Consider the following 12,789-nt stretch of genomic DNA (forward strand, 5'->3'; position numbering starts at 1 on the left):
CCGTGAGGAGTATCCGGTACCGCTGGCTCGCCGTCACGGCAGTGGTTTTTGGCATCGCCGGCTGGCAGGTGAACGCCTGGGCCACGCGCAACGGTTTTCCAGCGCCGGTGCTGAACTTCACGGCCCTCCTCACGCTAGCCTTCATTGTCGGTTTCACCCTCTTCCTTGGCCTGCGCGTGCGGCGCTGGCGCGACGGTGAGCGGGAGAAACCGCTGGACCCCATCGCCGCCGCCCGGACACTGGTCCTGGCGCAGGCTACGGCGTACGCGGGTGCGCTCCTGCTCGGTTGGCACGGCGGGATCTTCCTGGACCAGCTGCGGCTGTGGGAAATGCGCCCCAACCATGCACCCACCTGGGCTTCACTTGCCATGACCGCAGGCGGGATGATCATGATAGCTACCGGACTGGTGGTGGAGCGGTTCTGCAAGCTCCCGCCGGAGGACAAAGACGGCGACGATGAAAACAACAGCGGGGGAGAGTATGCGTAACCAGGCCATAGATCCGCAGGGCCTGAACTGGCAGCGGGTCTCTGAGCGCTACCTGACGCTGAGGCTGCTGTCCCTTGCAGCGGAGGCCGTCATCACCCTGGCCCTGGCCAGCATTCCGCTCATCCTGCGCAGTCTGGGCATCTGGTCCGGTTTCCCGGCCTGGCTCGCGTGGGGGCTTCCGGCCGTTTTCCTGGCCGGTTTCATCTGGCGAGGCATCCTGGTGCCCCGGCAGGTGCAGGCCATCGGCTACGCCGAACGCAACGAGGACCTGCTGCTGCGTTCAGGGATCTTCTTCCAGCGCACCCTGGTGGTTCCCTACGGGCGCATGCAGTACGTGGACGTTGCCGTCGGACCCCTGGAACGCCTCTTCGGCCTGTGCACGCTCAAGCTGCACACGGCATCCCAAGCCACCAACGCAACCATTCCGGGGCTTCCCGCCGCCGAGGGCGCAAGGCTGCGGGAACATCTTTCTGCGCGCGGCGAGGCGCAGCTGGCGGGGCTGTGAGCGGGCCGACACCGGAGGCAGCCGGCACCGCGGACGGTGACTGGCAGCGGGTCCATCCCGTCTCCCCGCTCGTGCGGGGCTGGATCGCCCTTGCCGCCATCGCCTACTTCGTGGGCAGGGACTCGGTTGAAGCCTTCTTCCTGCGCGAGCGGCCCAGCGGACCGCTGCCGGACGGCACGCCGCTGATCTGGGCCGTTATGGGGCTGGTGATCCTGGTCCTGGCGATCTCCGTAGTGTTCTTCCTGTCCTGGTGGTTCACCCGCTACCAGGTGAGCGAGCACCATGTCCGGGTCCGGTCCGGCGTCCTGTTCCGCCAGCACCGGCAGGCGCGGCTGGACCGGGTGCAGGCCATCGACATCAACCAGCCGCTGCTTGCACGGCTCTTCGGACTGGGCGAGCTCCGCTTCGAAGTGGCCGACGCCGGGGAATCGGCGGTGCGCCTGGCCTACCTGCGCATGGACCATGCCCGTGAGCTGCGCGCCACCATTCTGGAACGCGCGTCCGGAGCCCGGGCCAACACCCGGCAGGAACTCGCGGCCGATGACACCGCAGGCCACCCGGACGGTGCCGCGGGACCCGCCCGGACCGCAGCGGAAGCACCGGAATACCCCATTCTTGCCCTTCGGCCCGGCCGGGTCATCGGGGCGGCGCTGCTCTCCGGGAATACCGTGGTTCTGCTGCTGGGCGTCATCGCGGCAGTGACCCTCACGGCGGTCACCGGCGAAGGTGTCTCCCTGGCTGTCTTCATTCCCGTGGGACTGGCCGTCGCCAGCGGATACTGGTCAATGCTCAGCACGGCCTGGAACTTCCGGGCTGCAGTTTCCCGGGACGGGGTCCGCATCCGCTATGGACTCCTGGATACCCGCGCCCAGACTGTTCCCCCGGGCCGCATCCAGGCCGTGTCCGTGACACAGCCCCTGCTGTGGCGACCGGCCGGCTGGTACCGGATTTCCGTCAACGTGGCAGGCTACGGCGCCTCGCCGGGCTCTGACGGAGCACGCACCCGCCTGCTGCCCGCCGGCACCATCCAGGAGACCCTCCAGATCCTGGCGCTCGTTCTGCCCAACCCGGGCACCGAAGATCCGGTGGGACTGTTCACGGCCGGACTCCAAGGCAGCGGCCCGGAGCACGGATTCACCACATCCCCGCGCCGGGCGCGCTGGGTTGCGCCCCTGCAGTGGCGGCGCAGCGGGTATGCGCTCACCGAGACTGCGCTGCTGAGCCGGACCGGCCGGCTGTGGCGCAGCCTCACCGTGGTCCCGCACGAACGGATCCAGTCCATGGCGCTGGAACAGGGTCCGCTGGCACGCAAACTCCGGATCGCTGACCTGCGGCTTCATTCGACGCCCGGCCCGGTTGCGCCGCGCATTCGGCAGCTGGACCAGGCCGTGCTGCTGGAACTCTTCAACGGGCAATCCGTGCGCGCCGCGGATGCCCGGCGCCGTGACCGGACCGAACGCTGGCTGCACCGCGAAACCGCCACCGGCCCGGCCGTGCCCCCGGCAGCGCCACCGCAGGGGGAAAGTCAAGAGACGGGACAGGAACCGCAGGCCGCAGGGCCAAAGATGGAGGAACACTGGAATGAACACCGCTGATCAGCGCCGTCGCGGCCGGCTGGGCATCGGCGTCGTCGGCGCAGGCAAGGTGGGAGCGGTCCTGGGCGCCGCCCTGCGCGCTGCCGAACACGCCGTCGTCGGCGTCTCGGCAGTTTCCGAAGCCAGCCGGGAGCGGGCAGAGAACCTGCTCCCGGGCGTTCCCGTGCTTGAAATCCCAGACATCATCGAGCGTTCCGAGCTGGTGCTGCTTGCAGTGCCCGACGACGCCCTGCTGCCGCTGGTCTCCGGGTTGGCTGCCACCGGCGCCTGGCAGGCCGGGCAGCTGGTGGCCCATACCTCCGGCCGCTTCGGAACCGCGGTGCTGGAACCGGCCCGGCGGGCGGGGGCCATCCCGCTGGCCCTGCACCCGGCCATGACCTTCACCGGCCTCAGCCTCGACCTCACGCGCCTGGCTGACTGCTCCTTCGGCGTCACCGCGCCTACGGCTGTGCTGCCGATCGCGCAGGCCCTGGTGGTTGAAATGGGTGCCGAACCCGTGGTTATCGATGAGGCGGACCGTGAGCTTTACCATGCTGCGCTGGCCCACGCCTCCAACCACCTGGTGACCATCGCGGCCCAGTCTTCGGAACTGCTGCAGGGCCTCGGCGTGGAACAGCCGGGCAGGCTGCTGGGCCCGCTGATGCGGGCCTCCCTTGAAAACGCGCTGGCCTCGGGGGAGCATGCCCTGACCGGCCCCGTGGCCCGCGGAGACACGGGCACCGTCCAGGCGCATGCCCGCGCCCTGGGCCGCGATGCTGCACCCGATCTGGCCCAGGCCTACCAGGCACTTTCAGCCGCCACTGCCCGCCGGGCGGTTGAACGCGGTCTGCTGACACCTGCGCAGGGAGAGAGAATTATTGAAGTACTTAATTCCGAACCCGAAGGACCCCGGTGAACCACCCCCGGTTGGCAACAACCCCCGCAGAACTCAGCAAGGCTGTAACCGAACTCCTGGAAGCCACCGGCAAAGACCGTCCGGCACTCGGCCTGGTTCCCACCATGGGAGCCCTCCACACAGGGCACGCCGCACTGGCGCAGGCCGCACGGTCTGACAATGACGTGGTGGTGGCCAGCATCTTCGTGAACCCGCTTCAGTTCGACGACCCCGCGGACCTTGCCCGTTACCCTCGCACCCTGGACGCGGACCTTGACCTGCTGGGAAAGGCAGGCGTGGACCTGGTGTTCGCGCCGAGCGAGGACACCATGTACCCGGGTGGCCCTCCGCTGGTCCGGATCAGCTCCGGCAGCCTGGGAACCCGCTTCGAGGGTGCCTCCCGCCCCGGACACTTCGACGGCGTGCTCACCGTGGTGGCCAAGCTGTTCCACTGTGTCCAGCCCGCAGTACCGGCCGAGTTCCGGGCCTACTTTGGGCAGAAGGACGCTCAGCAGGTGGCCCTGATCCGCCGCATGGCGGCGGACCTGAACTTCCCGGTCCAGATCTACCCCGTTCCCATTGTGCGGGCAGCTGACGGGCTGGCCGAGTCCAGCCGGAACGTCTTCCTTGCCGAAGCGGACCGGAACAGTGCCCTGGTCCTTTCCCGCGCCCTCGCGCGGCTGCAGGAGAACGCCGCCAGCCGCCGGCCGCTGAACCTGCCGGCCGCCGCAGCCCTCGTCTCGGCAGCCCCGGGAGTTGAGCTGGACTATTTCGAAGTTGTAGATCCGCTCACTCTCGAGCCGGTCCCGGCCGGGGAACAGGATGTGCTTTCCGGGCCCGCGCTGGCCCTGGTGGCCGCCCGGGTAGGCGGAATCCGGCTGATCGACAACGCGGAACTGCACGGCTGAACTGCATTCCCGGGCTGCTGCGCGATAGTGCCCCGTCAGCAGCTTTGACCGGGCTGGGTAGACTTAAGAACCGTGACCCCCTCTAATGTCGTTCCCGAAGCAGCAGATTCCTCCGAGCAGATGCGCATCCGTGCGGAAAAGCGCGCAAAACTGCTCGAACGGGGGCAGGAAGCCTACCCCGTCGGCGTCGAGCGCACGCACGCGCTCCGCCAGGTCCGGGACACGTTTGGACACCTGCAGGCCGACGAAGCCAGCGGTGAAACCGTTGGGGTCACCGGCCGCGTGGTGTTCATCCGCAACACCGGAAAGCTCTGCTTCGCCACCCTGCAGGAGGGGAACGGCACCCGCCTGCAGGCCATGCTGTCCCTGGCCTCGATCGGCGAGGAAGCACTGGCTGAATGGAAGGCCTCCGTGGACCTGGGTGACCACGTCTTCATCCGCGGCGAGGTCATTTCCTCCCGCCGCGGAGAGCTCTCCGTCATGGCTGATTCCTGGTCCATGGCTTCGAAGGCCCTGCGCCCGCTGCCGGTACTGCACGCTGACCTGAATGAAGAAACGAGGGTCCGGCAGCGCTACGTGGACCTGATGGTCCGCGACGAGGCCCGGGACATGGTCTACAAGCGGGCGGCGATCATCCGCGCCGTCCGCGACACCCTGCACGGCCACGGCTACGTGGAAGTGGAGACCCCCATGCTCCAGCTGATCCACGGCGGTGCCGCGGCGCGTCCGTTCGAGACGCACCTGAATGCCTTCGACCAGCCGATGACCCTGCGCATCGCCACCGAGCTCTACCTCAAGCGCGCCGTCGTCGGCGGCATCGAGCGTGTCTACGAGCTGGGACGGATCTTCCGCAACGAAGGCGTGGACTCCACGCACAGCCCTGAGTTCACCACGCTTGAATGCTACGAGGCCTACGCGGACCAGTACGTCATGGCGGACCGGATCAAGGAGATCATCCTCAACGCCGCGGATGCCGCAGGCAGCCGGCAGATCGAGACCCCGGCCGGAACCATTGACCTGGACGGGGAATGGCGCTGGCTGTCCGTTTACCCGGGCCTCTCCGAGGCAGTGGGCCAGGACATCACCCCGGACACCGATGCCGGGACGCTGCGCGCAATAGCGGAGAAGCACAGCGTGAAGGTGGACCCCAAATGGGATGCGGAGAAGCTGGTCATCGAGCTCTTCGGTGAAATCGTAGAACCGACGCTGCTGCAGCCCACGTTCGTCTGCGACTATCCGCCGTCGGCCCAACCACTGGCCCGCCCGCACCGTGAGGATCCACGCCTGATCGAGGCCTGGGACCTGATCATCGGAGGCATGGAGCGCGGCACGGCATTCTCCGAGCTCATCGATCCGGTCATCCAGCGCGAGCGGCTGACGGAGCAGTCCCGCAGGGCCGCTGCAGGTGACGACGAAGCCATGGCCCTGGACGAGGACTTCCTCCGGGCCCTGGAGTACGGGGCGCCGCCCATGGGCGGCATTGGCCTGGGCATCGACCGCCTGGTGATGCTTTTCACGAACGCCGGAATCCGGGAAACAATACTGTTCCCCCTCCTAAAGCCTGAAATGGGTTAGAACATGGAATATGTGGAAGTACTGCTGCCCTCCATATGTGTCGCCGCTCTCTTTTATTTTGTGATGAAGGCAGTGTTGAACGCTGACCGGTCCGAGCGAAAAGCCCTTGCAGAGGCTGAACGCGAAGCAGATCAGAATGTCCAGCCGGATACCGGTGCCGAAATTGACCCTGCCGGTTCGGCTGAAAAAGAATAACTAAAGAAAATGCCTCTCCTGCTTTGACGGGGCATTACCAATTGCGCCATACTCGAAGTGGTCTCGAAATAAACAGCATTGCCCCACTTCATGCATAGGAGCCTCGTCATGGCGCAAAAGGTAAAGATTATTCTGGTAGACGATCTCGACGGCGGAAGTGCCGATGAAACGGTCCGTTTTGGATTGGATGGGTCACAGTACGAGATTGACCTCTCCAATGACAATGCGAAGAACCTGCGTGCGGCACTTAAGCAGTATGTTGATGCCGGCCGCAAGACCGGAGGACGCACCGGACGCCCCCGCGGCACAGGTGCTTCCCGCAGCAACGAAGCAGCGCAGATCCGTGAATGGGCACGCAGCAACGGCTACACCGTTTCCGAGCGCGGCCGCGTGAACAGCGAGATCATCGAGGCCTACCGAGCCGCCCAGGGCTAAAACGCCCCCGGAGGTCACGCCCATGGCGAACACGCCCCTTAAGCGGCGGCAACCGCCGTAGCATCGAATTACGCGTTAGCTAGGAGTGTGCCTCATGTTTGAAAGATTTACCGACCGTGCCCGTCGCGTTGTCGTGCTTGCCCAAGAAGAGGCACGCATGCTCAACCACAACTACATCGGCACCGAGCACATCCTGCTTGGGCTCATTCATGAGGGTGAAGGCGTAGCCGCTAAGGCCCTTGAATCCCTGAGCATTTCCCTGGGTGCCGTCCGCGAACAGGTGCAGGAGATCATCGGTCAGGGCCAGCAGGCCCCGTCCGGCCATATCCCCTTTACCCCGCGGGCCAAGAAGGTACTTGAGCTCTCACTGCGCGAAGCGCTGCAGCTGGGGCACAACTACATTGGAACCGAGCACATCCTGCTGGGCCTCATCCGTGAGGGTGAAGGTGTTGCGGCCCAGGTCCTCGTCAAGCTCGGCGCAGACCTGAACCGCGTACGCCAGCAGGTTATCCAGCTGCTCTCCGGCTACCAGGGCAAGGAGCCCGTTTCCGCCGGCGGCCAGCAGCAGGAAGGCCAGCCCGCGGGATCGGTCGTTCTGGACCAGTTTGGCCGCAACCTCACCCAGGCAGCGCGTGAAGGCAAGCTTGATCCGGTGATCGGCCGTGAACACGAGATGGAACGGGTCATGCAGGTGCTGTCCCGCCGCACCAAGAACAACCCCGTCCTGATTGGCGAGCCCGGCGTCGGCAAGACTGCCGTCGTCGAAGGCCTGGCCCAGGCGATTGTCCGCGGCGATGTCCCTGAGACCATCAAGGACAAGCAACTGTACACACTGGACCTCGGCTCGCTCGTGGCCGGTTCCCGTTACCGCGGCGACTTCGAGGAACGGCTCAAGAAGGTCCTTAAGGAAATCCGCACCCGCGGCGACATCATCCTCTTCATCGATGAGATCCACACCCTCGTGGGCGCCGGTGCCGCTGAAGGCGCCATCGACGCAGCTTCGATCCTGAAGCCGATGCTGGCCCGCGGTGAACTGCAGACCATCGGTGCCACCACGCTGGACGAGTACCGCAAGCACATTGAGAAGGACGCAGCGCTTGAGCGCCGTTTCCAGCCGATCCAGGTCAACGAGCCTTCCGTTGCCCACGCGATCGAAATCCTCAAGGGCCTGCGGGACCGCTACGAAGCACACCACCGCGTGTCCATCACGGACGCCGCGCTGGCTTCGGCGGCTACCCTCGCCGAGCGCTACATCAGCGACCGCTTCCTGCCGGACAAGGCAATCGACCTGATCGATGAGGCCGGTGCCCGCCTGCGCATCCGTCGAATGACTGCTCCGCCGGAGCTGAAGGAAATCGACGAGCGCATCTCCGCCCTGAAGATGGAGAAGGAATCCGCGATCGACGCGCAGGACTTCGAAGGTGCTGCCTCCCTGCGGGACAAGGAGCAGAAGCTCCAGGACCAGCGTGCTGAGAAGGAACGCCAGTGGAAGTCCGGCGGCCTTGACGACATCGCGGAGGTGGATGAGGAACTGATTGCCGAAGTCCTCGCCAACTCCACCGGCATCCCCGTTGTGAAGCTGAACGAGGAAGAGTCCACGCGGCTGCTCAAGATGGAAGATGAACTGCACAAGCGGGTCATCGGCCAGGACGAAGCCATCAAGTCGATCTCGCAGGCCATGCGCCGTACGCGTGCCGGCCTGAAGGATCCCAAGCGTCCGGGTGGCTCCTTTATCTTCGCCGGTCCCACCGGTGTTGGTAAGACCGAGCTGGCCAAGGCGCTGGCAGAGTTCCTCTTCGGCGACGAAGAAGCCCTGATCACCCTGGACATGTCCGAGTACTCCGAGAAGCACACCGTTTCCCGGCTGTTCGGCGCCCCTCCCGGATACGTGGGTTACGAAGAGGGCGGGCAGCTGACCGAGAAGGTCCGCCGCCGTCCGTTCTCCGTGGTTCTGTTCGACGAGGTTGAGAAGGCCCACGCGGACCTCTTCAACTCCCTGCTGCAGATCCTGGAAGACGGCCGCCTGACCGACTCCCAGGGACGGGTGGTGGACTTCAAGAACACCATCATCATCATGACGACCAACCTTGGCACCAAGGACATTTCCAAGGGCGTCATGACCGGCTTCCAGTCCGGCACGGACACCAAGACCGGCTACGACCGGATGCGGGCACGGGTCACGGAGGAGCTGCGCCAGCACTTCCGCCCCGAGTTCCTTAACCGCGTGGATGACACCGTGGTGTTCCCGCAGCTGACCCAGGAAGAGATTGTCCAGATTGTCGATCTGTTCCTGGAGCGCCTCGGCAAGCGCCTTGCGGAGAAGGGCATGAGCATCGAGCTCACCCCCGCCGCCAAGGTGCTGCTGGCCACCCGCGGATACGACCCCGCCATGGGTGCCCGGCCGCTCCGCCGCACCATGCAGCGCGAGATCGAGGACCAGCTCTCCGAGAAGATCCTCTTCGGGGATCTCAAGCCCGGGGAAACGGTCTCGGTGGACGTCGAAGGTGAGGGTGACGACGCCAAGTTCACCTTTACCGGCCACGGCGCCCCGCGTGCCATCGAAGAAGCTCCGTCGGCCATTGAAGCCGGCGTGGGCGACGGGCAGTAAAGCAAAATCCCGTGCCGCAGTGCATCGGGTAAAAGGAGCCCCCGGGAAACCGGGGGCTCCTTTTTTGCAGCCCCTGCGTGTTGCACCCTGCGCCCCGCCGAACAAGCCGAAGCATCAAAAGTCCTAGACTGAAGCAATGACTGCAACCGCACAGAAGGCAACCTTCACCATCCGCCGCGCCCGCACCTCCGACGTCCTCCGCATCCGGGACCTGGTGGCGCCGCTGGCCGAGGAGCGTGTCCTGGTGGCGAAGGAGACCGTTGCCTACTACGAGGGCCTGCAGGAATTCAGGATTGCCGAGGATGCCGAGGGTGCGGTGATTGGCTGCGGAGCGCTGCACGTGATGTGGGAAGACCTTGCGGAGGTCCGCACTTTGGCCGCCCACCCCGATTGGAAGGGCCGCGGCGTCGGGCACGCGCTCCTGGACCAGCTGCTTGCCGATGCCGTCGAAATCGGCGTCTCCCGGGTTTTCTGCCTGACCTTTGAGGTCGATTTCTTCAAGCGCCACGGATTTACCGTCATGGAAAGCCAGAGCGCTGTGGATCCCGAGGTTTACTCGGAACTCCTGCGTTCACATGATGAGGGTGTTGCTGAATTCCTGGACCTTGCCCGGGTAAAACCGAACACCCTGGGCAATACCCGCATGATCCGCGATGTTCGCGCACAGGTGAACTTTGCGGCCCCACTGGAGAACGGCCGCAGGAAACGATACAGTAAGGGTACTTAGCATCAAGAAATGCCGGACGGTTATCCACGTGGCGAACCGCTTATGCGGATGGCCGTCCAGCCGATCAGAAAGCGGGTGCCGGATATGGGTGCAGACGACAAGATGCAGAACAAGGGCGAAGAGCTCGGCGGCAAGATCAAGGAAGGCGTCGGCAAGGTCACCGGTGACCACAGCATGGAAGCCGACGGCCAGGGAGACCAGGCAAAGGCCAACATGAAACAGGCCGGCGAAAACGTCAAGGACGCTTTCAAGGGTAAGTAAATCCACGCGGGACCTCCTGGGTCCTTAGGGATACCCACCGCTCCCGGTCGCTGTTGTCGCTGCCGGCCGGGGAACCACTGAAGGAAGGGCCAATCCGGCTCTTCCTTCAGTGCGTTAACGGAAGGGCGCAAGTCTGTGCAGGCCCACCCCGGCGGAGGTAGGGTTGCCTCACTCAGGAGAGCGGGCGAAGGGGCCCGTTCCAGCGCAGTGGAGCCTCCGGGCAAAGGAGCGTCAGCCATGAAAAAACTCATAAATGATCCGCGCGCCGTGGTGGCCGAATCGCTGGAAGGCTTCGGCATGGCCCACCACGATTTGGTCAAGGTCCACACAGAGCCGGCGTACGTAACACGCCGGGATGCCCCGGTTTCCGGCAAGGTCTCCCTGGTCTCCGGCGGCGGCAGCGGCCATGAGCCGCTGCATTCCGGGTACGTGGGCCGTGGAATGCTCGACGCCGCGGTGCCGGGAGCCGTCTTCACCTCCCCGACTCCGGACCAGATCCTTCCCGCCATTACGAACACGGATTCAGGCGCCGGAGTCCTGCTGATCGTCAAGAACTACACCGGGGACATCCTGAACTTCGAGACAGCCGCGGAGCTGGCACAGGCTGAGGGGATCGAGGTGAAGTCCGTAGTGGTTAATGACGACGTCGCCGTGGAGGACTCGCTCTACACCGCCGGACGCCGCGGGGTGGGCGGCACCGTCCTGGTGGAGCGCATCGCCGGTGCCGCAGCGGAACGGGGAGATTCCCTGGACGCCGTCACGGACCTGGCTGAACGCGTCAATGCCGGCGTGCGGTCCATGGGGGTGGCCCTCAGCGCCTGCACGGTCCCGCATGCCGGGGAACCGAGCTTCGACCTCGCCGGGAACGAGATTGAGCTCGGCGTCGGTATCCACGGCGAACCCGGCCGGCGCCGGATGCCCATGGCTGCCGCCGACGCCATTACCGAGCAGCTTGTTGAACCCATCCTGTCCGACCTCGGTGCCGGCAGCGGTGAGCGGGTGCTTTTGTTCGTCAACGGCATGGGAGGCACACCGCTCAGCGAGCTCTACATTGTCTACCGGCATGCTGCCAGGATGTTGGCTGACCGCGGGCTGCACGTTGAGCGCTCACTTGTGGGGAACTACATCACCGCCCTGGAAATGCAGGGTGCTTCGATCACGGTGCTGAAACTCGACGACGAGATGATCGACCTGTGGGATTCACCGGTCCATACCGCGGCCCTGCGGTGGGGAGCCTGAGTATGGAACTGAATGCGCAGTGGGCCGACACTTGGATGCGCGGTGCCGCGGCCTCGATGGACCAGAACCGGCAGCGGCTGATCGACCTGGACCGGGCCATCGGTGACGCTGACCATGGCGAGAACATGGACCGGGGCTTCACCGCCATTGTTGAAAAGCTCGACGCCGACGGGACGCCGGGTACGCCCGCAGACGTGTTCAAGCTCGCAGCCATGACCCTGATGTCGAAGGTGGGAGGTGCAGCGGGGCCGCTCTACGGCACCGCGTTCCTGCGCGGCTCCACCGCAGTCGCCGGCAAGGAAGTGCTGGATGCGGGGGACGTCGTCGCGTTCCTGGCTGCGGCGCGGGACGGCATCGTGACCCGCGGCAAGGCCGAGCCGGGAGACAAAACCATGATTGACGCCTTCACCCCGGCCGTGGAAGCCGCGGAAACGGCCGCTGGAGCAGGTTCCGACGCCGTCGAGACACTCTCCGCGGCCGCCAACGCCGCCGAAGGAGGCCTCGCCGGAACGGAGCCGCTGGTGGCACGCAAGGGCCGGGCAAGCTACCTCGGTGAACGCAGTGCCGGGCACCTTGATCCAGGCGCGGCGTCCACCGCACTGATCCTGCAGGCGGCCGCCCGCGCGGCCGCGGGGCAGGCATGAAAGTAGGGCTGGTGATCGTCTCCCACAGCGAGAAGCTGGCTGAAGGTCTTGCGGAACTTGCGGGGCAAATGGCACCCGACGTAGCGATCATCGCTGCCGGGGGCACGGACGACGGCGGAATCGGGACCAGCCTGGAGAAGATCCAGGCCGGCATCGTCCGGGCCGACGGCGGTGCCGGGGCAGCGCTGCTGGCTGACCTCGGCTCTGCCGTGATGACCGCTGAGATGGCGCTGGAGTTCCTTGAGCCCGACCAGCGGGAGAAGGTGCGGCTGGCAGACGCTCCGCTGGTGGAGGGTGCGGTTGCCGCCGCCGTCGCCGCCCAGACGGGCCAGGACCTGGCAGCCGTGATCCGGGACGCCGAGGGCGTAACGGCCACCATGGGCGCCGGGAGAACGGTACGAACTGCGCAGGACGGCGGTCCCCTTCCCCCGCCCGCGGACACCCTGGATGACATCGACCAGGACGACGACGGCGGGCACGATGCCTCCTGGCAGCTCATCAATCCAATGGGCCTGCACGCCCGTCCGGCAGCCGTCGTCGCGCAGGCGATGGCGGACCTGGACGCGGACATCACCATTAACGGGGTGGACGGCAAGTCGGTCATGATGCTCATGACGCTGGGCCTGAAAGCCGGCGATACGCTGACCGTTTCAGCCCATGGCCCGGACGCGGCCCGGGCCGTGGAGATGCTGGGCCTGGAGGTACGCAACGGGTTCGGGGAGATTTAGCCGCGGA

At 65.8% G+C, this 12,789-nt stretch carries 14 protein-coding genes; all 14 read left to right on the forward strand.

What is annotated here, in order from left to right; genetic code table 11:
* Positions 1-2: 2 nt before the first annotated feature.
* Complete coding sequence (locus ITX31_RS11160) at positions 3-488, forward strand: DUF3180 domain-containing protein (protein ID WP_323745658.1); 486 nt, start codon at positions 3-5, stop codon at positions 486-488.
* On the forward strand, positions 481-993 hold the full coding sequence (locus ITX31_RS11165; protein WP_194783415.1) for a PH domain-containing protein: 513 nt from the start codon (positions 481-483) through the stop codon (positions 991-993). The genes ITX31_RS11160 and ITX31_RS11165 overlap by 8 nt, the downstream gene beginning before the upstream one ends.
* Positions 990-2,588 (forward strand): PH domain-containing protein, encoded by a 1,599-nt coding sequence (locus ITX31_RS11170; RefSeq protein ID WP_194783416.1) that lies wholly within the window; start codon positions 990-992, stop codon positions 2,586-2,588. The genes ITX31_RS11165 and ITX31_RS11170 overlap by 4 nt, the downstream gene beginning before the upstream one ends.
* The gene (locus ITX31_RS11175; RefSeq protein ID WP_194783417.1) at positions 2,575-3,483 is read left to right on the forward strand and encodes a Rossmann-like and DUF2520 domain-containing protein; all 909 of its coding nucleotides are present in this window, start codon (positions 2,575-2,577) and stop codon (positions 3,481-3,483) included. The genes ITX31_RS11170 and ITX31_RS11175 overlap by 14 nt, the downstream gene beginning before the upstream one ends.
* 11 nt (positions 3,484-3,494) lie before the next feature.
* Positions 3,495-4,370: a pantoate--beta-alanine ligase gene (panC, locus tag ITX31_RS11180; RefSeq protein WP_194783418.1), complete on the forward strand. Its 876-nt coding sequence runs from the start codon at positions 3,495-3,497 to the stop codon at positions 4,368-4,370.
* Positions 4,371-4,490: 120 nt separating this feature from the next.
* Entirely contained in the window at positions 4,491-5,945 is a 1,455-nt protein-coding gene (gene lysS / locus ITX31_RS11185) for a lysine--tRNA ligase (protein WP_194783640.1), read from the forward strand.
* 3 nt (positions 5,946-5,948) lie between these two features.
* Complete coding sequence (locus tag ITX31_RS11190; RefSeq protein ID WP_194783419.1) at positions 5,949-6,140, forward strand: hypothetical protein; 192 nt, start codon at positions 5,949-5,951, stop codon at positions 6,138-6,140.
* Positions 6,141-6,248: 108 nt separating this feature from the next.
* Complete coding sequence (locus ITX31_RS11195; RefSeq protein WP_152224979.1) at positions 6,249-6,575, forward strand: histone-like nucleoid-structuring protein Lsr2; 327 nt, start codon at positions 6,249-6,251, stop codon at positions 6,573-6,575.
* A 94-nt stretch (positions 6,576-6,669) separates the two neighbouring features.
* The gene (locus tag ITX31_RS11200; RefSeq protein ID WP_091600786.1) at positions 6,670-9,183 is read left to right on the forward strand and encodes an ATP-dependent Clp protease ATP-binding subunit; all 2,514 of its coding nucleotides are present in this window, start codon (positions 6,670-6,672) and stop codon (positions 9,181-9,183) included.
* Between the two features lie 136 nt (positions 9,184-9,319).
* Positions 9,320-9,910, forward strand: a complete 591-nt coding sequence (locus ITX31_RS11205; protein WP_194783420.1) for an amino-acid N-acetyltransferase — start codon at positions 9,320-9,322, stop codon at positions 9,908-9,910.
* Between the two features lie 9 nt (positions 9,911-9,919).
* Positions 9,920-10,171, forward strand: a complete 252-nt coding sequence (locus ITX31_RS11210) for a CsbD family protein (protein ID WP_416354809.1) — start codon at positions 9,920-9,922, stop codon at positions 10,169-10,171.
* A 237-nt stretch (positions 10,172-10,408) separates the two neighbouring features.
* Complete coding sequence (dhaK, locus tag ITX31_RS11215) at positions 10,409-11,410, forward strand: dihydroxyacetone kinase subunit DhaK (RefSeq protein WP_194783421.1); 1,002 nt, start codon at positions 10,409-10,411, stop codon at positions 11,408-11,410.
* 2 nt (positions 11,411-11,412) lie between these two features.
* Complete coding sequence (gene dhaL / locus ITX31_RS11220; protein ID WP_194783422.1) at positions 11,413-12,054, forward strand: dihydroxyacetone kinase subunit DhaL; 642 nt, start codon at positions 11,413-11,415, stop codon at positions 12,052-12,054.
* Complete coding sequence (gene dhaM / locus ITX31_RS11225; RefSeq protein WP_194783423.1) at positions 12,051-12,782, forward strand: dihydroxyacetone kinase phosphoryl donor subunit DhaM; 732 nt, start codon at positions 12,051-12,053, stop codon at positions 12,780-12,782. The genes dhaL and dhaM overlap by 4 nt, the downstream gene beginning before the upstream one ends.
* Positions 12,783-12,789 lie beyond the last annotated feature (7 nt).

It is taken from the genome of Arthrobacter gandavensis (genome assembly GCF_015355785.1).
Classification (GTDB): Bacteria; Actinomycetota; Actinomycetes; order Actinomycetales; family Micrococcaceae; genus Arthrobacter_B; species Arthrobacter_B gandavensis_A.